This window comes from Polaromonas sp. C04, assembly GCF_002002705.1.
Classification (GTDB): domain Bacteria; phylum Pseudomonadota; class Gammaproteobacteria; order Burkholderiales; family Burkholderiaceae_C; genus Rhodoferax_A.
In genome coordinates this window covers 112,880-134,034 of sequence record NZ_MUNS01000027.1, presented here as the reverse complement: position 1 = coordinate 134,034, position 21,155 = coordinate 112,880, and the positions used below count along the sequence as shown (strand labels likewise).

General features: G+C 66.7%; 22 protein-coding genes. 6 read left to right on the top strand and 16 right to left on the bottom strand.

Annotated elements, in window-relative coordinates:
* Nucleotides 1-783: P-type ATPase actuator domain-containing protein (locus tag B0E49_RS08150; RefSeq protein ID WP_286137879.1), on the bottom strand; the 783-nt coding region annotated here is incomplete at its 3' end.
* A 267-nt stretch (nt 784-1,050) separates the two neighbouring features.
* Between B0E49_RS08150 and B0E49_RS08145 the strand changes: the two genes are divergently transcribed.
* Nucleotides 1,051-1,602 (top strand): cytochrome b, encoded by a 552-nt coding sequence (locus B0E49_RS08145; protein WP_077561698.1) that lies wholly within the window; start codon nt 1,051-1,053, stop codon nt 1,600-1,602.
* 106 nt (nt 1,603-1,708) lie between these two features.
* Here the strand turns inward: B0E49_RS08145 and B0E49_RS08140 are convergent, their stop codons facing one another.
* Both B0E49_RS08140 and B0E49_RS08135 read right to left on the bottom strand, forming a co-directional pair.
* Nucleotides 1,709-2,173, bottom strand: a complete 465-nt coding sequence (locus B0E49_RS08140; protein WP_077561686.1) for a universal stress protein — start codon at nt 2,171-2,173, stop codon at nt 1,709-1,711.
* 25 nt (nt 2,174-2,198) lie between these two features.
* Nucleotides 2,199-4,874, bottom strand: coding sequence for a bifunctional acetate--CoA ligase family protein/GNAT family N-acetyltransferase (locus B0E49_RS08135; RefSeq protein WP_077561685.1), 2,676 nt, complete (start codon nt 4,872-4,874; stop codon nt 2,199-2,201).
* Nucleotides 4,875-5,019: 145 nt separating this feature from the next.
* On the opposite strand from B0E49_RS08135, the gene B0E49_RS08130 reads away from it, so the two are divergent.
* The 4 genes from B0E49_RS08130 (at nt 5,020) to B0E49_RS08115 (ending at nt 8,042) form a co-directional block, all read left to right on the top strand.
* Nucleotides 5,020-5,406, top strand: coding sequence for a TraR/DksA family transcriptional regulator (locus B0E49_RS08130; RefSeq protein WP_077561684.1), 387 nt, complete (start codon nt 5,020-5,022; stop codon nt 5,404-5,406).
* Between the two features lie 32 nt (nt 5,407-5,438).
* Nucleotides 5,439-5,909, top strand: coding sequence for a phasin family protein (locus B0E49_RS08125; RefSeq protein WP_077561683.1), 471 nt, complete (start codon nt 5,439-5,441; stop codon nt 5,907-5,909).
* A gap of 13 nt (nt 5,910-5,922) precedes the next feature.
* Entirely contained in the window at nt 5,923-6,687 is a 765-nt protein-coding gene (locus B0E49_RS08120; protein WP_174571080.1) for a phosphoketolase family protein, read from the top strand.
* A gap of 239 nt (nt 6,688-6,926) precedes the next feature.
* Complete coding sequence (locus B0E49_RS08115) at nt 6,927-8,042, top strand: alpha/beta fold hydrolase (protein WP_077561682.1); 1,116 nt, start codon at nt 6,927-6,929, stop codon at nt 8,040-8,042.
* Between the two features lie 54 nt (nt 8,043-8,096).
* Here the strand turns inward: B0E49_RS08115 and phaP are convergent, their stop codons facing one another.
* The 13 genes from phaP to atpD all read right to left on the bottom strand — a co-directional run bounded on the left by phaP (nt 8,097) and on the right by atpD (nt 19,956).
* Complete coding sequence (phaP, locus tag B0E49_RS08110; protein ID WP_077561681.1) at nt 8,097-8,657, bottom strand: TIGR01841 family phasin; 561 nt, start codon at nt 8,655-8,657, stop codon at nt 8,097-8,099.
* A 66-nt stretch (nt 8,658-8,723) separates the two neighbouring features.
* Entirely contained in the window at nt 8,724-9,899 is a 1,176-nt protein-coding gene (locus tag B0E49_RS08105) for an acetate/propionate family kinase (RefSeq protein ID WP_077561680.1), read from the bottom strand.
* Nucleotides 9,896-11,341, bottom strand: a complete 1,446-nt coding sequence (locus B0E49_RS08100) for a bifunctional enoyl-CoA hydratase/phosphate acetyltransferase (RefSeq protein ID WP_077561679.1) — start codon at nt 11,339-11,341, stop codon at nt 9,896-9,898. Before B0E49_RS08100 ends, B0E49_RS08105 begins: the two co-directional genes overlap by 4 nt.
* 162 nt (nt 11,342-11,503) lie before the next feature.
* Nucleotides 11,504-13,270, bottom strand: coding sequence for an alpha/beta fold hydrolase (locus B0E49_RS08095; RefSeq protein ID WP_144264492.1), 1,767 nt, complete (start codon nt 13,268-13,270; stop codon nt 11,504-11,506).
* Between the two features lie 122 nt (nt 13,271-13,392).
* A complete protein-coding gene (locus tag B0E49_RS08090; protein WP_077561677.1) occupies nt 13,393-14,259 on the bottom strand; it encodes a F0F1 ATP synthase subunit gamma in 867 nt (288 codons plus the stop codon).
* Nucleotides 14,256-15,800 carry a F0F1 ATP synthase subunit alpha gene (locus B0E49_RS08085; protein WP_077561676.1) on the bottom strand — a complete coding sequence of 515 codons (1,545 nt, stop codon included), beginning with the start codon at nt 15,798-15,800 and terminating at the stop codon, nt 14,256-14,258. The genes B0E49_RS08090 and B0E49_RS08085 overlap by 4 nt, the downstream gene beginning before the upstream one ends.
* Nucleotides 15,778-16,527, bottom strand: coding sequence for a F0F1 ATP synthase subunit delta (locus B0E49_RS08080; protein WP_077561675.1), 750 nt, complete (start codon nt 16,525-16,527; stop codon nt 15,778-15,780). Before B0E49_RS08080 ends, B0E49_RS08085 begins: the two co-directional genes overlap by 23 nt.
* A gap of 17 nt (nt 16,528-16,544) precedes the next feature.
* Nucleotides 16,545-16,793 (bottom strand): F0F1 ATP synthase subunit C, encoded by a 249-nt coding sequence (locus tag B0E49_RS08075; RefSeq protein ID WP_077561674.1) that lies wholly within the window; start codon nt 16,791-16,793, stop codon nt 16,545-16,547.
* Complete coding sequence (locus tag B0E49_RS08070) at nt 16,790-17,482, bottom strand: F0F1 ATP synthase subunit A (protein WP_077561673.1); 693 nt, start codon at nt 17,480-17,482, stop codon at nt 16,790-16,792. Before B0E49_RS08070 ends, B0E49_RS08075 begins: the two co-directional genes overlap by 4 nt.
* Nucleotides 17,479-17,772 carry an N-ATPase subunit AtpR gene (locus B0E49_RS08065; RefSeq protein WP_077561672.1) on the bottom strand — a complete coding sequence of 98 codons (294 nt, stop codon included), beginning with the start codon at nt 17,770-17,772 and terminating at the stop codon, nt 17,479-17,481. The genes B0E49_RS08070 and B0E49_RS08065 overlap by 4 nt, the downstream gene beginning before the upstream one ends.
* The gene (locus B0E49_RS08060) at nt 17,769-18,071 is read right to left on the bottom strand and encodes an AtpZ/AtpI family protein (RefSeq protein ID WP_077561671.1); all 303 of its coding nucleotides are present in this window, start codon (nt 18,069-18,071) and stop codon (nt 17,769-17,771) included. The genes B0E49_RS08065 and B0E49_RS08060 overlap by 4 nt, the downstream gene beginning before the upstream one ends.
* A complete protein-coding gene (locus B0E49_RS08055; RefSeq protein ID WP_077561670.1) occupies nt 18,068-18,526 on the bottom strand; it encodes a F0F1 ATP synthase subunit epsilon in 459 nt (152 codons plus the stop codon). The genes B0E49_RS08060 and B0E49_RS08055 overlap by 4 nt, the downstream gene beginning before the upstream one ends.
* On the bottom strand, nt 18,523-19,956 hold the full coding sequence (gene atpD, locus B0E49_RS08050; RefSeq protein WP_077561697.1) for a F0F1 ATP synthase subunit beta: 1,434 nt from the start codon (nt 19,954-19,956) through the stop codon (nt 18,523-18,525). The genes B0E49_RS08055 and atpD overlap by 4 nt, the downstream gene beginning before the upstream one ends.
* A 200-nt stretch (nt 19,957-20,156) precedes the next feature.
* Here atpD and B0E49_RS08045 point away from each other — a divergent pair, with 200 nt between their 5' ends.
* The gene (locus B0E49_RS08045; protein ID WP_077561669.1) at nt 20,157-21,149 is read left to right on the top strand and encodes a zinc-dependent alcohol dehydrogenase family protein; all 993 of its coding nucleotides are present in this window, start codon (nt 20,157-20,159) and stop codon (nt 21,147-21,149) included.
* Nucleotides 21,150-21,155 lie beyond the last annotated feature (6 nt).

Below are 21,155 nucleotides of genomic sequence, written 5' to 3'. Positions count from 1 at the left end.
GCCCCCCAAGGGGGCGGGCCTCGCTTGGGGCGGCCCGGCGCTGGCGGCCGGCGCCCCCACGCTTGCCACTTCGTGTGCTGCGCTGCCCCCCAAGGGGGCGGGCCTCGCTTGGGGCGGCCCGGCACTGGCGGCCGGCGCCCCCACGCTTGCCACTTCGTGTGCTGCGCTGCCCCCCAAGGGGGCGGGCCTTGCTTGGGGCGGCCCGGCGCTGGCGGCCGGCGCCCCCATGGTTGCAAACGCTTGCGCGTCCTGCGCTGCTGGCAGCTTGGCTACGGGCACAGCTTCCCCGGTGAGCAGCGATTCGTCCACCTCCAGCTGGCCGTCCAGCAGCTGCGCATCGGCGGCAATCCGGTCGCCCTCGTGCAGCACCAGCAGATCGCCGCGCACCACGCTCTGCCCGGCAATGCGCTGCTCCTGGCCGTCGCGGATGACCAGCGCGCGCGGGGCGGACAGGTCGCGCAGCGATTCGAGCGCGCGCTGCGTCTTGCGTTCCTGTACCAGCGTGATGCCGATCACGACGAACACGAAGCCGAGCAGGTACAGCGCCTCGGCGCGGTCGCCCAGCACCAGATAGATGCCGCCGGCGGCCAGCAGCATCAGGAACATGGGCTCGGTGAGCACACCCTGCACGATGGCCCAAGTGGACTTGGGCGCGCTGCCCGGCAGCACATTGGGGCCGTCGGCGGCCAGGCGCTGCGTGGCCTCGGCGCCAGTCAGGCCGACCGGCGTCGCCTCCTCGCGAGGAGGCGACGCCGATTCATTCTCAGTCGAACGAGCGGTCACAGCAGATCAACACTTCTTATATTTTCATTGTTTGAACTTTTGTCTTGATGCGGCTCACGCCCAAGCCGCCAGGGCATCATTCGCATGGCGCCGGACCATCGCGCCGACCCAGCCCCCCTTCGCCCGCATTCTGCTCTGGCCACATCATTCAAGTGTTGATTTGGGTCAATGGAGCCACCGCCGAATCTGCCAATATCCGCACCAGCGATGGGTCCCGTCAAAGCGGCGATCGAGTTCGCAGCCCACATCCAACTGCAGGGAAACGCGATGAGCTGGAAAAACACCACCGACCGCTACGGATCGCCATCGATCGGCATGCACTGGCTGATGCTTCTATTGCTGGTCGGCGTGTACGCGTTCATCAACCTGGCCGATGTATTCCCCAAGGGCAGCCAGCTTAGGGCCGACCTGAAGACCTGGCACTACCTGCTCGGCCTTTGCGTCTGGGCACTCGTCGTCATACGCCTCGCGATTCGATTCCTTTCCGGGCCGCCGCCTGGCATCGAGCCGCAAATATCGCTTTGGCAGCGGCGTCTGGCGGGGGCGATACATGTCGCACTGTATGTCTTCATGATCGCCATGCCGCTGCTCGGCTGGCTCGTTCTCAGCGCCAAGGGCTCGCCCATTGGGATTTTCGGTCTGCAGCTTCCGGCGCTGATCGGTGCCGACAAGGCGCTGGCCGGATCCATCAAGGATATCCACGAGACCATCGGTACGGCGGGCTATTACCTGATCGGCCTGCACGCTGCTGCGGCGCTGCTTCATCACTACGTGATACGCGACAACACGCTCGTGCGAATGTTGCCGCTGGGCCGCTGAAACCCGGAATACCGACAGTTGACGGGAGGAACAGGGTCCACGCAACGCTCGGCGCAGACGCAGTTCCATAGTATCTTGCGAAGAAGAGCGGTGCCGGCAAACTGATTCAGGCCGGCGCACCGACAGCGCGCACGACCAGCACCGGCACCGGGGCGTATCGAACGATCTGCTCGGCGTCACTGCCGAGCAATGCCCGGCCGATACCGCGCCTGCCATGGGAGCCCACCACGATCAGGTCTGCCTTGACCTGCGCGGCCTGCTCGGCCACCTGGTCGCAGAGCCGCCCCGGCGCCTCCATGATCAGCACGCTGTCGGCCTGCACACCCTGGTCCAGCGCCATTTGCCGCCCGTGCGCAAGCATTTTTTCGCCAGCTGCGCGCATGCGCGGGAGGATGTCGTTGGCGTAGCTGGCTGGCGGCTCAAAGCCGCTGACATGCTGGAGCACATCCACCACATGGACCAGCCGCAATCTGGCGCCCGTCAAGTGGGCGAATCGGATGGCCTCGAGCAGCGCCGCCTCCGAGACGGGGCTGCCGTCGACCGGCACGAGAATCTGATGGTAGGTGGACATCGGCTACTCCAGAGTTTGGTTGAATTCAGCGCAGCCGCAGATGCAGCGCCATGGTGTCCCGTGACGGCTCGATCGAAACCTCGAAGCCGCATTGGCGCGCCAGCGCTGCCATGCCCAGGTTCTCCGCCAGGCATTGCCCCACCACTTCGGCGGTACCGCGTTCGCGCAAGTAACGGATCAGTTTGTCCAGCAACTGCCGGCCCAGGCCTTTGCCCTGCCAGTGGGAGGCCACCTGGATTGCAAATTCCGCCCGCACATTGTCGGGGTCGCACACCGCGCGCACTTCGCCTGCCATGATCCGGTCGCCCGAGTCCATGGTCGCGAGCGCGACGAAGGTCATCTCGCGGTCATAGTCGATCTGGCTGTAGCGCGCCAGCTCTGAATGCGGCACTTCGCGCCGCGCCATGAAAAAGCGCAGGCGCATGTCAGCGGGCGATGTCTTGGCGTAAAAGTCCATCAGGCGCCAGCCGTCTTCGGGACGAATCGGGCGTACCAGCAGATCGTGGCCTGCCACTTCAATGTGTTCCTCAAGGGCCGACGGATACGGACGAATGGCAAGCCGGCTGCCCTCGCCTGGCGCCACCGGCCGCAGCCTGACACGCGCGTCCACGGCCAGCACGCCCCGCTCATCGACAAGCAGCGGGTTGATGTCGAGTTCGGCCAGCCAGGGCAGATCGCAGGCCATTTGCGACACCTTCAGCAATGTGTCCACGAGCGACTTCTGATCCGCTGCCGGGCGGCCGCGGTAACCCGCCAGCAAGGGCTCCAGCCGGCTTCTGGTAATCATCTCACCGGCCAGGCTGGCATTGAGTGGCGGCAAGGCCACCGCGTGGTCCTTGCGAAGTTCGACGGCGGTGCCACCCTCGCCCAGCAGGATGACCGGGCCGAACACCGCATCGGTGGCAATTCCGACAATCAGCTCATGCGCGCCGGGGCGTTCGGCCATGGCCTGCACGGTGAAGCCCAGCACCACGGCCTGCGGCAGCAGGTGCGCCACCTGTTCGCGCATTTTCACGGCAGCCGCCCTGACCTCTTCGGCAGATGCCAGAGCCAGTGCAACGCCACCAACATCAGACTTGTGAATGATCTGGGGCGACACAATTTTCAGTGCCACCGGATAGCCGATCTGCGCGGCGGCAGCCACCGCCTGCTCCACATCGCCGACCTGCACGGTTTCCACGACGGGAATGCCGTAGGCGCGCAGCAGCGCCTGGGCGCCGGCTCCGTCGAGCCACGCGCGGCCGTCTTGCAGCGCCTGTTCATGCAGTGAACCGGCCATCAGCGTGTCTGGCAGAAAGCCCTCCAGCGCGGCGGCCGGAAGTTGCTGCAGGGCTTCCTGGTTGCGCGCGTAGTCGACCAGTTGCAGCCACGCCGCAGCGGCGCGTTCGGGCGTGTTGTAGCAGGCAATGCCCGCCCCGGTGCAGGCTGCGCGCGCCGCCGCGACCGCGCCGCCGCCCAGCCAGCAGGTGAGCACCGGCCGGTTGGATTCCCCGATGAGCGTCAGGCACGCCGATGCGATCTCTGCCGCGGGCACGATGGCCGTTGGCGCATGCATGAACAGCACGGCATCGACCTCGGGCGCCGCCAGCAGCACGCGCAATGCGTCTCGGTAACGATCGACCGGCGCATCGCCAATGATGTCGATCTGGTTGCCATGAGACCAGGTGGCCGGCAGGCATTGGTCGAGGGCGCCCATCGTCTGCTCACTCAGACGGGCGAGCCGGCCGCCGCCCAGTTGCAGGGCGTCCGCCGCCAGCACTCCGGCACCCCCGCCATTGGTGAGGATGGCCAGTCGATCGCCGCGCCAGGGCCGCGCGTGGGACAGGGTTTCGGCGGCATCGAACAACGACTCCAGCGTATCCACCCGCAACATGCCGGCGCGCCGGATGGCGGCATCGACCACGGCGTCGGAGCCCGCCAGGGCCCCGGTGTGCGAGGCAGCAACCCTGGCGCCATCGGGCGCGCGCCCGGCCTTGACCACAATCACCGGCTTGTTGCGCGCAGCCGCACGCGCCGCCGACATGAACTTTCGCGCCGACTTGAAGGATTCGGCGTACATCAAAATGGCCCGGGTTTGCGCATCGCTCGCGAGGTAATCCAGAACATCGCCGAAGTCCACGTCGGCGCTGTCACCCAACGAGATGAAATGCGAGAACCCGATATTGGAGCTGTTCGCCCAATCCAGCATGGCGGTGGCCAGCGCACCGGACTGGGTCACGAACGCAAGCCGGCCTGCCTTGGCATTGCCAGGCGCAAAGCTGGCATTGAGCGAGACGCTGGGCACCAGCGCACCAATGCAGTTGGGCCCCAGGATGCGCAGCAGGTGCGGCCGCGCCGCCTCCAGCATGGCTTGCTCCAGCGAGGGGCCACCCTGTGGGGGCGGCTGCTTCAGCCCTGCTGTCAGCACGATGGCGGCGTGCGTTCCCTTGCGGCCCAAGGCGGCAATCAGTTCCGGCACGGTGCCCGGCGGCGTGCAGATCACGGCCAGGTCGGGCGCCTGCGGCAACGATGCGACGTCTGTCCAGGCCGGGCCGCCGTCTACGATGGCATGGCGGATGTTGACTGGCCAGAGGGGACCCTTGAACCCGCCAAGCTTGAGGTTGCGCAACACCAGCGATCCGACGCTCCCCTTGCGGTCGGAGGCGCCGATCACCGCCACCGAGGCGGGCTGGAATAGGGCTTCCAGATTTCGAACGCTCATGAAAATCCTTTTACTTTCAGATCAATGGGCCGCCTGGCCTGATGCGTGCAGATTAACGCCAGGGCAGCGCCCAACCTTGCTCTAGATCAAGGACGTCAACACGGGGACCTTCCAGAATGAAATTATTAATAGCAAGGATCCTTTTATGGAAACATACAACGCGCAGTTGGCGCCTCGTTTCAGTCAACTGCTCGCGCAGCGAGAGACAGAACTGCGCACGATTCTTCATGCGTCCGACAATTTGACCGATGAGACTGCGGGAGCGGAACAGCACGAAGTAGTGGATTTCAAGGATGTGGCCACGGGGCAGACCTTGGCCATGGTCGACGACATCAAGGTGGAGCATGCCGCCCAGGAGTTGCAGAACGTGCTGGATGCACGCCGCCGCCTGCAGGACCAGAGCTATGGATTTTGCATGCGTTGCGGCGAGGCGATCGACCTGCGACGCCTTGCGGCCCTGCCCGCCGCGCCTTTTTGTGCCTCGTGCCAGGCTGAATACGAGCATGGCCAGAGGTTGGTTACGCGGCGCTGACCCATTTTTTCCTCAACCTCGAAGGGACTTCCATGAGTTCGAAAACTTCTCCCTCTGCGCCGAATCATCAGGCCGCAGCCGTCAATTTCGCGCCCGTGAATCGACTGGCCGACCTTGGCCGTCAACAGCTTGCGCTGGCAATCGAAAGTGCATGTGCCTTGTTCCGCGGCTCTGAAGCCATGCGGCAAATTCAGCATCAGGCCGCACATCAGGCGTGCGCGTACCACGAGGCGGCGGCGCAAAGGCTGCGCGAGACGTGCGAGCCAGCCGACTTGCTGGCCATCCAGTCGGACCTCTTGCGTTTAAATTTCCAGGAGGCAGCCGAGTACTGGCAGGCATTGATGGCAAATGCGCTAAAAACCCAGTTCGAGATGATGGGCTGCGTGAACCGCCTATTCGACACGAAAGCTGAAAGCGGGATCAAGCCGGCACTTGAGGCCTGGCAAGCGGCCATGACCGGTTCGCTGAACGGCGCGGCAAACTGGCCCGCCGTGCAACAGTGAGCGATGATCGCGCTTGCAACCCCTGTCGGAGAACCTGACGCCCGAGCCCCTGTCGCCCGAACTGGTGCAAAAGATGCACGCCTACTGGCGCGCGGCGAACTACCGCTCGGTCGGGCAGATCTACCTGCAGGACAGCCGCAACTACATCAACCTGATCGTCGCCGGTAAACAGCCTGAGTGGCAGTGGCTCGACATCGACTCGGCCGTGCGCCACTGCACCGCAGGCGCGGGGATCTGGCAGTGGTCCAGCAACGACGCCGGCGACCCCGACGTGGTCATGGCCTGCGCCCGCAATGTGCCGACCCTGGAGGCGCTCGCTGCCGTCACGCTGTTGCGGGACTATGTGCCCGACATCCGCATCCGTGTCGTCAACGTCGTGGACTTGATGGTGTTGCAGCGCCCATCGGAGCATCCTCATGGTCTGGAAGACCGGGATTTCGATGAGTTGTTCACGACCAACAAGCCGGTGATCTTCGCCTTTCATGGCTACCCCGCGGTCATCCACAAGCTGACCTACCGGCGCCGCAACCATGACAATATTCATGTGCGCGGCTACAAGGAGGAAGGTACGACCACGACGCCGTTCGACATGGTGGTGCTGAACAACCTGGACCGCTATCAGCTCGCGCTGGATGCCATCGGGCGAATCCCGCGCCTGCGCGATCAGGTGCAGGAGGCGACGGCGCGTTACTGGACGACCATGGGGCGCCACAAGCTGTATATCGGCGAGCATGGCGAGGACATGCCGGAGGTGCGCGACTGGCGCTGGAAGGTGTGAGCGCGATCGTAGTATCTGCCGCCTCAGGCAATCAGCGCATCGGCTTGCAGACCGGGGTCCGGGCCCGTCGGCCAGCCCCGGTTGAACTCTGAATGCTACTAAATAAATAGCTACATGTGCACACCCCATAATGGCTACAGGTCAATTTTGCTAAAAATTCCCAGCGCAGCGTGATCCAGGTCAAGAATGCCATGATCATCTGACCGCAACATTCCGACATGTCATACCAAGGATCATCCATGCCAAAATCTCCCCCCAAAAAATTGCCCAACCTGTCGCTAACCAGCGTGCCCGCGTTCTGGCCGATCACCATGGCGGCCCAGTTGCTGGAGCAAGGGACCGAGCTCTACGCCAAGAATCTCAAATTCGTCGACGAGGAAATCAGGATTCACCACGACTTGCGTCCCAAGCTTGCGACACGCAACAAGGTGCGTCTCGATCTGCGCACCATGGTGTTGCGCGAGTATGGCAAGCCGGGCGGCATTCCGACGCTGGTCGACGCTCCCCATGCCGGGCATACCGCCATGATCGCGGACTACCACAAGGGCCAAAGCCTGGTGGAAACATTGCTGGCCAACGGCGTCGGCCATGTGGCGCTTACCGACTGGAAGCCGGCCACGCAGGACATGAAGGATCTGGAGATCGACAACTACCTGGCGGAGTTGGTGGTTGCGATTGACGACCTGGGCGGACGGGTGAATCTGGTCGGCCTGTGCCAGGGCGGCTGGGTCTCTGCGATGGTGGCGGCGCGGTTCCCCGACAAGGTCAACAAGCTGGTGCTGGCGGGCGCCCCCATCGATACCGATGCCGGCAAGGGCCCCATCAAGCGGATGGTGCACAAATCCCCGGCCTCGTTCTACGAAGAGTTGGTGGCCATGGGTGGGGGGCTGATGAAGGGCGCATACATGCTGCAAGGCTGGAAAAACATGCATCCCGAGCAGCACTATATTCAGGACCATGTCGATCTCTACGAACACATGGACGACCGGGCGTACCTCAAGAAGGAAGAGACGTTCGAGAGCTGGTACGAAAATCCGATCGACCTACCGGGGCGCTGGTACCTTCAGGTCATTACCCAGATATTCATGAAGAACCGGCTCGCCAAAGGCAAGTTTGTCGGTCTCGGCCGCAGGCTCAACCTGCGCGACATCAAGTGCCCGGTCTATTTATTGGCGGGCGCGGATGACGACATCACCACGCCCGAGCAGGTGCTCGGCGCCGCCAAATATATCGGGACACCCAAGTCCCGCATTGTGAAGAAAACGGTGCCGGGTGGACATATCGGATTGTTCATGGGTGCGCGCACCTTGAATGAACATTGGCCATCGATTGCCCGCTGGATCGCCGAGAAGTAGCCAACGGAGAGAACCCGAAACACGATACGTTTACACGTCCCCTGCCAGTGGGCATCAGGTCGCCCGCTTGCGCGATGGCTGGGGCGCAGCTTCAGCTGCCTTGCTGGCCGCTTGCGCGAGGTTCTGCACGCTGTCCGACACCATCTTGCTGGCCTGCTTTTGCGACTGCTGCATCACTTCAAAAGCCTGGGTCGTGAAATTCATCAGGTTTTGCATCATCGCCGCCGGATCGCCCCCGCCCACGGGTGCAGTGCCACTGCCGCTTTGCGGCATGTTCTGCAGAGCTTGTGCCATGCGCACCATGCTGCGGTTCAGCGCCGCAGCCAGCTCGCTCTGGGTGCTGGCTGCAATCTCGGCGAGTTGCTGGGTATAGAGCATTACCCGCTGGCCGTTCGCCTGCAGCGGATTTTCGGCCTGGGCACTCATCAACCCCGGCAGATCTTTCGCAGCAAGAGTCGCTCGCATGGTCTCGGTCGCGTTCTGTCCGGCCTCGCGCAAGGCCTGCAGATTGAGTTGCACCAGTTTTTCGAAGCCATTCATCATTTTGCCCGCCATGCTGGCGAGGGACTCAAACTCGGCGTCTTTCACGGCCTGAAGTTGTTCATTGATGCTCATCGCGCTACTCCTGTGGGGTTGATCCAATGTCCAAGTCTGCGCGGCATGGCAACAAACTTCCTTGATCTACATCAGCGTATCGGCCTCCACCGCCGCGATCCATTCCTCGTTGGTCGGCTCCACCACCACCTTGACGCAGCTTGCGGCGCTGGAAATGACGGGGGCGCTGGCTGTGTTGGCGGCCTCGTCGAGTTCCACGCCAAGGAAGGCGAGCCCGGCGCAGACGCGGCTGCGAATCACCGGGTTGTGCTCGCCGATGCCGGCGGTGAAGGCGAGCATGTCGAGGCCGCCGAGCACCGCGGCCAGGGCACCGGCTTCGCGCACGATGCGGCGCACGTACAGCGCCAGCGCGTCGCGCACGTTCGCGTCGTCCTCATGCTGCAGCAGCACGCGCGGGTCCGAGGACACGCCGGAGACGCCAAGCAGGCCGGACTCGTGGTAAAGCGTGTGCGCAACCTGCTCCAGCGAGAGCTTTTGCACCTGCATCAGATAAATCACCGCACCCGGATCGAGCGCGCCGCAGCGCGTGCCCATCATGAGGCCGTCGAGCGCCGAAAACCCCATCGTGGTGGCCACACTCTTGAGGCCCTGCAACGCGCACAGGCTGGCGCCGCTGCCCAGGTGTGCTGCCAGGGTGCGCCCGCGTGCGGCATCGCCATGGTGTTCCGGCAGGGCAATGGAAAGGTATTCGTAGGACAGGCCGTGGAAGCCGTAACGGCGCAGGCCCTGGTCCCAGGCCGAACGCGACAGCGGCAGCATCTGCTCGACCCGCGGCATGGTGCGATGAAAGCCGGTGTCGAAGCAGGCGAACTGTGGCAGATCCGGGTGGAGGTTCAGCAAGGCCTCGATAGCCTCCAGTGCATACGGTTGGTGCAACGGCGCCAGCGGAATATAGCTGCGCAGGTCGGCAAGCACGGCGGCATCCACCCGCACCGGCGCAAAGTAGCGGGTGCCGCCATGCACGACCCTGTGCGCGACTGCCCTCAGACGGTGCATCCCAAGCCGCGCTGTGACGCGGCTGCGGATATGCTGCAGCGCCGCAGGGTAAGGCTGCTCGGCGGGCAACGGCAGGGGCTGCTCTGGTGCGCCGCTCTCGGTCACCGTTGCCTGCGGCGTGGTGATGCCATCGACTTTGCCGGACCAGAACGGCTCGCGCGGCACGGGTTTTCGCGTGGTGTCGAACAGCGCGAACTTGATGCTCGACGAGCCCGCGTTGAGCACCAGGATCACATCGGCACTCATGCCGCCAGGCCCGCGTTGCGGCGTACCAGCAGCACGGCCAGCGCGCAGGAGGCGATGCGCGCCTCGCGCGAGTCGGCGCGGCTGGTCAGAATGATGGGAACACGCGCGCCGAGCACGATGCCGGCGCTTGCGGCGCCGCCCAGGTATTCAAGTTGTTTGGCCAGCATATTGCCGCTCTCCAGGTCGGGGGCGACCAAAATGTCGGCCTGCCCGGCCACTGGCGAAACGATACCCTTGATGCGCGCCGCGGCGGCGGAGACCGCGTTGTCGAAGGCGAGCGGGCCGTCCAGCACGCCGCCCTGGATCTGACCGCGGTCGGCCATCTTGCACAGTGCAGCCGCATCCAGCGTGGCCGGCATGCGCGGGTTCACCGTCTCCACCGCGGCGAGAATCGCCACGCGCGGCTGCTTCACCCCGATCGCGTGCGCGAGGTCGATCGCGTTGCGAATGATGTCAGCCTTCTCCTCCAGCGTGGGCGCAATGCTGATGGCCGCGTCAGTGATGATGAAAGGGCGCGGATAGGCCGGTGACTGCATCAGAAAGCAGTGGGTGATGCGCCTGGCGGTGCGCAGTCCGGCGCTGGTAGCCACCACGGCAGACATCAGCTCGTCGGTGTGCAGGCTGCCCTTCATCAAGGCATCGACCTTGCCCTGTCCCGCCAATTCGACGGCGCGCGCCGCAGCTGCGTGGCTGTGCGGCACATCCTCGATGGCAATGCCGGAGAGGTCTATACCCGCCGCTTGCGCAATCGCGCGCAGTTTCTGCGCCGGTGCCACCAGCACGGGCTCGATCAGCCCTGCTGCACATGCGTCGACTGCTGCTTCCAGGCTGGTGGGGTCACAGGGATGAACTACCGCCACGCGGATCGCACCGCGCAGGCGCGCTGCGTCGATCAGACGTTGCATGCCACCGCCCTCGACCAACCGAACCTCCGGCAGCGTGGCGCGCGGGCGCGCGATTTTCCGGGTCGGTGCGATCACGCGTGCCTCGCCGGCGATCACGCGCTTGCCGTCCTGGTTGGTGCAGACACAGGCCAGGGTCAGCCGCTGGGTGGTGGGATCGCGCGCGGTGACGGTGACAGAGACATCGAGCGTATCGCCGATGCGCACCGGTGCGAGGAACTCCAGCGTCTGGTCGAGATAGATCGTGCCGGGCCCCGGCAGACGCGTGCCAAGCACCGCCGAGATCAGCGCACCGCCCCACATGCCGTGCGCGATCACGCTGGGGAAACAGCTGTTTGCGGCGACTTGCGGATCAAGGTGCTGCGGATTGTCGTCACCGGACATGACTGCAAACAATTGGACATCAGTCTGCGTCAGGCTGCGCTGGATGCAGGCCGATGTGCCGACCGCAATCTCGTCAAAGACCAGATTGCGCACCACCGCGAGATCGTTGTCAACGGCAGATTGGGTGGTGGGCGGCAATGCGGATGGATTATTCATGAATGTTTCTTGTCTTTTTTGCGGTGCGGACAGCGGCCTCAGTTCAGGAGATGCATGCCGGCGTCGACATGCAGCGTATCTCCCGCAGCGGCGCGCGATGCCCACCACCAGGCCCGGCTTGCCAGCGAGGGGCCGGGTGTCAGAGGCCGCATCCCATCCATCTCAGGATTGCTTGACGTATTCGCCCGGTGCATCGCCCTTCACGGGATAGCCGCGCGCCGGTGCGCCCAGGCGCGGGGGCTTGACCTTTGCGCCGGAGCGCGCATCGAGCCAGGCGCACCACGCCGGCCACCAGGAGCCTTCGTGCTGCGGCGCCTGCGCGAGCCAGTCGTCCGGCGCGAGATACGCGCTGTCGGCGGAACGCTCCAGCATCTGGAAATGCCGGTGCGGATGCCCCGGCTCGCTGACGATGCCGGCGTTGTGGCCGCCCGAGGTGAGTACAAAGATGATGTCGGTCACCATCTCGTTGTGAACCTTGTAGACCGAGCGCCAGGGCGCAACATGGTCCGTCACGGTACCGACACAAAACACCGGCAAGCGAATGCGCGAGAGCGCCACTGGCCGGTCGTCGACCCGGTAGTGGCCGGCAGACAGATCGTTGTTCAGGAACAGCCGGCGCAGGTACTGCGAGTGCATGCGTGCCGGCATGCGTGTGGCGTCGGCATTCCAGGCCATGAGGTCGTTCGGCGTGTCGCGCTCGCCCATGAGGTACTCACCCACCATTCGCGACCAGAGCAGATCGTAGGAGTTCAGCATCTGGAAGGCGCCCGCCATCTGCCGTGCGGTCAGATAGCCGGTTTGTGCCATCTGGTCCTCCAGCCAGGCGACCTGGGCGTCGTCGATGAACAGCGCCAGTTCGCCGGGCTCGGAAAAATCGACCTGGGCCGCGAACAGTGTCAGCGAAGCCAGCCGCTTGTCGTTGTCGCGTGCCATGGCAGCGGCCACTATAGATAGCAAGGTACCCCCCAGGCAGTACCCCGTCGCGTGCACCTGCTGCTTTGGTATGACGGCACAGACCGCATCGAGCGCAGCCCGAACCCCGAGATTCACGTAGTCTTCCATGTCGAGGTCCGCGTCTTCGCGGCCCGGGTTTTTCCAGGAAATGCAGAACACCGTATACCCCTGGTCGACCAGGTATTTGATCAGCGAGTTGTGTGGCGACAGATCCAGGATGTAGTACTTCATGATCCACGCCGGAACGATGAGCACCGGCTCCGGCCGTACCGTCCCGGTACTCGGCGCGTACTGGATCAGTTCAATGAGGCGGTTTTTCAGCACCACCTTGCCCGGCGTGATGGCGACGGTTTCACCAGGCGCAAAACCGGTCGGCGCGGGCGCGGCCAGGCCGAGCGCACGCAGGCTGTCGTCGACTGCGTTGCGCGCGCCGAGCAGCAGGTTGCTGCCACCGCTGTCCCGCGTACGCTCAAGCACCACCGGATTGGTCGACAGGAAGTTGCCGGGCGAGAACACGTCCAGCCACTGGCGTGCGGCAAAGGCCACCACGTCCTCGTGGTGGCGCGACACGCCATGCAGCCCGCGCGTGGCCTGCGCCCACCATTCCTCGGTCAGCAGGAATGACTGCTGCAACACGTCGAAGGGCCACTGCCGCCAGGCCGGATCGGCAAAGCGGCGATCGGTTTCCGGCGCAGTCACGCAGGACGCGCACGCGCCGGCGGACCAGCGCGCGGCGAGGTAGCGCGACAGCCGGCCGGTCTGCTCCAGCGCCAGGCGCAGCAGTTCGCCCTGGCGGCCCGGCGAGATCGCGAGATGCGCATACCAGTCCAGCCAGGCAAGCTGCAGCGAGACCGGCGACAGCGAGGCGCTGGCACTCGCCAGCGCTGCATGCACCTTGCGGTCGATGCGATCGGCCAGTGCCAGCGGCGTCGGTGCCGATGCCGGCGTCGGGGATGCGGACGGAGTCGTGTTCATCAACATGGAGATTTCCAAAAATACCGCATGCGGTGCGGGTCACCCATGCCGGGTGAGCCTGTTCCCAACGGCTTGCTGCGGTGCAGCGTAACAGCCAAAGTCCAGGCGGGTATTGATTTTGGTCAAAAGCCCCCCGGGGCCGCGGAATTGGTTCCGCTCGCGGACAACTCGACGATCTCGGCGGTAATGCCCTCCTGGCGCACGCGGCGGAACTCGGCCTCCAGCGCATCGCGCTTGTGTTCGACATTGGCGTGTGCGGCGATCATGGCCTGCACACGCGCCTGGTTTTCGGCGGCGAAGGACAGCAGCAGCGCCTCGCACAGCTCGGCGAACACATATTCGAGCGCCAGGCGCGCGGCCAGCCCGCGCGGCGGCAGATCGATGCGCGGCGGAAAGCGCCGCGTCGCGGCCGGAAAGCGCGCATAGTCGAACGGCAGCAACCAGCGCTGTACCACGCAAAAACTCGCGGCCTGCGGCACCGCGTAAACCAGCGCCACCCTCGCGACGGCGGCGTCGCCGAGCCGCGCATACAGCGCATCGGCAATGCGTCCGGCCAGCACCGGCACCTGGTCAGGGTGGGCGATCATCGGCACGCTCCAGTCGGGTTCGGCGCCGCGCATGCGCTGCACGGTCAGGCCGCGGTCACCGACCAGGAAGCGCGCGCGCGCCGGCACCGCGTCGGCCGCGTCGAGCACGCGCTCGTTGAAGCTGCCCGCGAAGCCCTGCTCGGCGCACAGCGCGATGCACAGCGTGGCCGGCGCGGCGTCGGCGGGCGGTGGTGCTTTGGGCGGCGATTCATGCGGCGGCAGCAGCGCCAGCACCTCGCCGATCGCGCCGGCGATGGTCTGTGCATAGGCCTGGATGCCAGCCAGGCGTTCGCGCGCCTCGCGCGAACGCGCCGCGGCGATCGCGCGCAGGGCGCCAATCACACTGCCGAGCTGGCGCGTGGTGGCGATCCGCGCGGACACGCCGGCGAGGCGATCGCTCATGGCGTGGCCGGTGGCGTCGCCGTCGCAATGGACTGCGCGAGACGGCGCACCACCCCGATCAGCGTGTCGCGCGCGGCGGCGTCCAGCTCGCCTCCTGCATTCAGGGCCTTTGCCTGCGCCGCGGCTTCAGTGTCGAGCTGCGCGGCCAGGCGCCGGCGCAGCTCGGCAATCAGTGCCGGCGGGAAGGCATCGAAGATACCAGCGTCGAGCGCGGCAAGCAGGGCAATCTGGTCGGCCGGGCGCAGCGCAGCGAAACGCGGCTGGGTCAGCAGCGCGCGGATGCGCTCGCCGCGCGCGATCTGCGTGCGCACACGGCTGTCGCCGAGGCCGCCGAAGCGCGTGAACATCTCCAGCTCCAGAAACTGCGCGTAGTCCAGCCGCAGCCGGCCCGAGACCGCGCGCAGGGCATGCGTCTGCGCCTTGCCGCCGACACGGCTGACTGACAGGCCGACCTGCACCGCCGGGCGCAGGTTCGCGGCGAACAGGTGGCTGTCGAGCACGATCTGGCCGTCGGTGATCGAGATCAGATTGGTCGGGATATAGGCCGACAGCGCGCCCGCCTCGGTCTGCGCGATCGGCAGCGCGGTCAGCGAGCCGCCGCCGAGTTCCGGCGACAGCTTGGCGGCGCGTTCGAGCAGGCGTGCGTGCAGGTAGAAAATGTCGCCCGGGTAGGCTTCGCGGCCGGGTGGCTGGCGCGTCAGCAGCGCCAGTTCACGGTGCGTCGCCGCGTGCTTGGTGAGGTCGTCGATCACGACCAGCGCATGCCGGCCGCGGTCGCGAAAGTATTCCGCGATCGTGAAGCCGGCGAACGGCGCGAGCCATTGCAGGCCGGCCGGATCGGCGGCCGAGGCGACAACGAACACGCAGCGCTCGGGCGCGCCATGCGCGCGCACCGCCTCGATGACCTGGCGTACCGCGTTCGCGCGCTGGCCGATCGCGATGTAGACGCAGACGATGTCGGAGTGCTTCTGGTTGATGATCGCGTCGACGGCGAACGAGGTCTTGCCGGTGGCGCGGTCGCCGATGATCAGCTCGCGCTGGCCGCGCCCCAGCGCGAACAGCGCATCGACGACGAGCACGCCGGTATGCACCGGCTCCGTCACGAGCGCGCGGTCGGCGATCGCAGGTGCGGCGCGTTCGATCGGCATGTGGGCCTCGGCCACCACAGCCTCGTCGCGGTCGAGCGGCCGGCCCATCGGATCGACGACGCGGCCAAGCAGGCCGGGGCCGACCGGCACGCGCAGCACCTCGCCGGTGCCGGTGACGGGCGAGCCCGCCTCGATCGCATCGCCCTCGTCCAGCAGCACCGCACCGATGCGCTCGGCATCGAGCGTGAGGGCAAAACCGAGGCTGCCGCCGGCGAAGCACAGCACCTCGTCCAGCCGTGCGTCGGGCAGACCGGACACCTGCGCGATGCCATCGGCGGCATGCTCGACGCGGCCCAGCGTCTGCGCCCTGGCCGCGAGCGGCTCCGCCGCCACGGTGGCGCGGCTGCGCGCGAGCCAGGCTGCGCCGGCCTCAGGCGTTGGGTTGGGCGTCATGGCGGGTCAGTGCCTCGAGCAGATGGGCGAGATCGGCGCGCAGGCTGTTGCGCACCACGGCGCCGTCACCTTCAAGTTCGAGCCCGGCGAGCAGGGACGGATCGACGGCAGCATCCAGCGTCACCGCGCGGCCGAGACTCTGGCCGATGGCGGTGCGCAGATGCTCGAGTTCGGCCGGCGTCAGCGCGCGCGCGGCGGTCAGGCGCGGCGGCGCGCCGTTTGCGAGGGTCGCGCGTGCGCCCTGCGGCAGTGCCGCCACGGCCGCCGCCAGGCCTGCGACGAAGCCGTCCACGCGTGCGCTGTCGGGCAGGCGCGCGAGCAGGCGCGTCGCGATGTCCACGGCCAGCGTGGCGGCGCGGTCCTGCATGGCGCGGGCCTCGGCAGCGCGTGCGGCGGCGATCTCGGCCTGCCCCTGCTCGCGCAGGCGCGCGGCCTCGAGTTGGGCTTGCGCGAGCAGATGCGCTTTCTCCACCTCTGCCGCGGCGCCCGCCTCGCGCAGCGCCTGTTCGCGCGCCGCGGCCATGTGCACAGTTTCGGCGCTGGCCGCATCGCGCTCGCGCTGGGCGGCATCGCGCGCGGCCTGCGCCTCGGACAGCAAGCGCGCCGCGGCGGCCTGGCGTTCGGCGATGATGGCCGCCACCGGCTTGAACAGGAAGCGCGACAGCAGCCAGACCAGGACGACGACATTGATCGCCTGCAGGCCGAGTGTCCACCAATCGATCTTCATCGGGGTCGCGGCGCGGCTCAGTGCACGAACGGGTTGGCGAACAGCACCAGCACCGCGATGACGAGGCAGTAGATCGCCATCGTCTCGATCATCGCCAGGCCGACGAACAGCGTGCGCGACAGCGTGCCGGCCGATTCCGGCTGGCGCGCGATCGCGTCCATCGCGGCGGCGACGGCGCGGCCCTCGGCCAGCGCCGGGCCGATGGCGCCGAACGACACCGCAATGGCTGCGGCGAGGATGCTGACGACCTCGATCAGGTTGTTCATGGGGGGACTCCTGGTTTTTTGGTGGAATACGGATTGTGGCTAACGGTGGCGCCGATGAAAACCATCGCCAGCATGGAAAAGATGTAGGCCTGGATTGCGCCGGTCAGCAGGTCCAGCGCCATGAACGGGATCGGCACCAGCAAGCCGGCCAGCGACAGCGCGATGCCGACCACGAACACGCCGCTCATGACGTTGCCGAACAGGCGCACGATCAGCGAGAACGTGCGCGTGAGCTGCTCGACCAGGTTGAGCGGGATCATGACCCAGGTCGGTTCGGCGAACGTTTCGAGGTAGCCGCCGATGCCGCGCGTGCGCATGCCGAAGAGGATGGTCGCGCAGAAGACGATGCCCGCGAGTGCGGCGTCGGTGGCGAGCTGCGCGGTGGGCGGCTCGACGCCCGGCACGAGCGAGCTCCAGTTCGCCGTGAGAATGTAGAGAAACAGCGTTCCGATCAGAGCCCGGTACGGTTCGGGTTCGGCCTGCATCGTGTCGCGAATCTGTGCATCGACGGTGCCGACCAGGAGTTCGAGCACGGTCTGGCGGGTTGACGGGACCAGGCGCAGCCGCCGCGTCGTCGCCAGCGCGGCCAGCAGCAGCACCGCCATGATGACCCAGGTCACGACGACCGCCGAGGACACCCGCACGGGACCGAGATGAAACAGCACGTGGCTGGCCAGCGGCGAGTTCATGGGCCCGCTCCTGTGCGCCGCAGCAGCCAGGTGCGCGCCAGCAGCAGGCCGGCCAGGCCCGCCAGCACCGCGCCGGCGCCGCACTGCCGGGCAAGCACCGCGAAGCAGGCGATGGTCACCGCCAGGCGCACGAACTGCAGGCCGAAGGCGGCCGCAAGGCGGCCGGCGGCGAACAGGCGCAGGTTGCGTGCGAGCGTGGCGAAATGCACCACGCCGAGCGCAAAACCGGCGCCCAGCCCGGTGACGAGCGAGGCGGCCAGCGCACCGGCATGAGGCGGCGGCGGCATCATTGGCGGTGCATCCAGCGCCAGGCAGACCACAGACCGAGGCCGGCGCCGAGCAGCAGCAGCGCGGCTGCGAACAGCGCATGCGTGCCCAACAGGCGGTCGAGCCAGCGCCCGAGAAACAGCCCGAGCAGCATGGGCACGACGATGGTCCAGCCGAGCACGCCGACCTGCGCGAGACGGCGGCTCACCGAGGTCTCCGGGTCATCCAGCGCCGCGCGTTCACGCTGCTGAGCGCGCTGTGCGGCGCTGCGCAGGCGATCCGGATCGTTCTGCGTGGCGGCAGGCGTGTCGTCCAGGTTCATGGCCGGGACGCTCCGAGTGCGTCGGCGAGCGCCTGGCCGTCGCCCGGCTGAGGCTGCAGGTAGCGCAGCAATTGGCGCACCACCTGCGTGTGCAGCCGCGCCTGTTCGACACGTTCGCGCCGGTCGGCGTCGGTTTGCGCCTCCCGCGCGGCCTGCACCTGCGCCTGCAGCGTGGCGAGGTCGTCACCGAGCACACCCTCGCGGCAGGCGATGCGCACCTCGCGGCCACCCTCGACGACGAGCACGCCGCCTTGGACCGCAGCATAGCGCGCATGGCCGTCGGCGCCGTGCCAGCGCACCACCGACGCGTCGAGCGCGGTGACGAAGCCGGCGTGCCCGGGCAGAATGCCGAAGCCGCCGCTCGCATCTTCGGCGCGCAGCGCGGCCACGTCGGCCGCATCCGCCAGCACCTGCTGCGGTGTGGTCAGCACGAGGTGCAGGGCCGGTGCGTTCATGCGGCGACCGCCTTCGCGGCGTTGGCCTGCTCGCGCTGGCGTGCCTCGTCGAGCGTGCCGACCATGTACAGCGAGGCCTCGTTCCAGCCGTCGCATGTGCCGTCGAGGATCGCGCGGCAGCCGGCCAGCGTGTCGGCCAGTGCGACCGAGCGGCCCGGCATGCCGGTGAAGGCTTCGGTCACCGTGAACGGCTGCGTCAGAAAGCGCTGCAGGCGGCGTGCCCGGCCCACGATGCGCCGGTCTTCGGCGCCGAGCTCTTCCACGCCGAGCAGCGCGATCACGTCCTGCAGGCTGCGGTAGTGCTCGATCGTGCGGCGCACAGCAGTCGCCGTCGCGACGTGGCCGGCGCCCACGATGTGCTCGTCGAGCATCACCGAGGATGAGGCGACCGGGTCGATCGCCGGATACATGCCCTGCGCGGCCATCTCGCGCGAGAGCACGACCATGCTGTCGACATGTGCTGCAATCGCGACCACCGCCGGATCAGTGAAGTCGTCGGCCGGCACGTAGACCGCCTCGATCGCGGTCACCGCGACGCCGCCGACCGAGACGATGCGCTCCTGCAGCGCGGCCACTTCGTCGGCCAGCGTCGGCTGGTAGCCAACCTGGGACGACAGCCGCCCGAGCAGGCCGGAAATCTCGCTGCCGGCCTGCACGAAGCGGAACACGTTGTCCATCAGCAGCAGCACATTCTGGTGCGCCTCGTCACGGAAATACTCGGCGATCGTCAGTGCGGTCAGCGGCACGCGCCAGCGCGCGCCGGGGGGCTCGTTCATCTGCCCGTAGACCAGTACGGTATGGCCCAGCACGCCGGAATCGCGCATCTCGCCCAGCATCTCGTGGCCCTCGCGCGAGCGCTCGCCGACGCCCGCGAACACCGAGATGCCGCGGTAGCGTTCGACCATGGCATGGATCAGTTCCATCACGAGAACGGTTTTACCGACGCCGGCGCCGCCGAACATCGCGGCCTTGCCGCCCTGCACCAGCGGCGTGAGCAAATCGATGACCTTGATGCCGGTGGCGAACAGGTCGGTGGCCGCGCTCTGCTGCGCCAGCGTCGGTGGCGCACGGTGCATCGGTCGCCGCGGCACGTCGGCCGGCAGCGCGGGGCCCTTGTCGCCGACCGCGCCGACGACGTCGAGCAGCCGCCCGCGCACGGCATCGCCGACCGGCACCATGATCGGTCCCCCGGTGGTTTGCACGCGCAGGCCGCGCGCGAGTCCGGAGGTTGTGCGCAGCGCGATGCTGCGCACGGTGCGCTGGTCGAGGTGCGCCTGCACTTCGGCCGGCACCGGCTCGCGGTCGTCGCAGCAGATCAGCAGTGCGTCGCCGATTGGCGGCAGCGAACCTTCGCCGAAGACCACGTCAACGACCGCGCCGCGCACGGCAACGATGCGACCTCCAGCAGCGAGGCTCTGCGCGTCAATCACCGGCCGACTCCGCATATCGGTCAGGACAGGAGTTGGAAAGCGCCATTGAAAAAACATCCTTTCAGTGGGACTGAAAACCACATATTGCATCATTGCACCCACGCCGCTTTCCGATTTGCGCAAAGTCAATGACAGCCACAAAAGCTTTCCCCACCATCGACAGGAATGCGTACCATGCAAGCATCATGTTGCCAGCTTCCATGTTTACCATGACCATAGCCCCGACCGGGGGCAAACTCGTGGCGCAGCGCAAACCTGTTCCGGTCGCCGGTGACCACGATGTGGTGGTCCGTGTGCTTGCCTGCGGGGTGTGCCGCACCGATCTGCATCTCATCGACGGCGAGCTGCCGCCGCATCGGGATCATGTTGTACCGGGACATGAAATCGTCGGTCAGATCGTAGCCCTCGGCTCGAAGGCACTACGGTTCACCGTGGGCCAGCGCGTAGGCATCCCCTGGCTGGGTGGAACCTGCGGCAGCTGTCCGTTTTGTGCCATGGAGCGCGAAAACCTCTGCGACTTTCCCGTCTTCACGGGCTATGACCGCGACGGCGGCTTTGCCGAATACGCCGCTGCCGACGAGCGTTTCTGCTTCGCCCTGCCAGCGCAGTACGGCGATGCCCATGCTGCGCCCCTGCTGTGTGCCGGGCTGATTGGCTTTCGCGCCTGGCGTCTGGCCGGTGCGGCCGCGCCACACCGCTTAGGGCTCTACGGCTTCGGTGCCGCGGCCCACATCATCTGCCAGATCGCCGTGGCGCACGGACAGGAGGTATTCGCCTTCACCCGTGCCGGTGACCGTGCCGGGCAGGATTTTGCGCGCAGCCTGGGCGCCGTGTGGGCCGGGGCAAGTTCTGACGATGCCGCCCCCGCCCTGCTGGACGCAGCGTTGATCTTCGCGCCTGCAGGCGAACTCGTGCCGGCCGCTCTGGCCGCCACGCGCAAGGGCGGTACCGTGGTGTGCGCCGGCATCCACATGAGTGCCATCCCGTCCTTCGACTACCGGCTGCTCTGGGGCGAACGGGTGCTCAAGTCGGTCGCCAACCTCACGCGCGCGGATGGTGACGCCTTCTTCAACCTGGTGGGCGAGTTGGCGCTGCAAACCCATGTGCAGACCTTCGCGCTGCGCGACGCCAACGCCGCCGTCCAGGCGGTGCGTGCCGGCACGGTCAATGGGGCCGCGGTGCTCATCCCCTGAGACTGG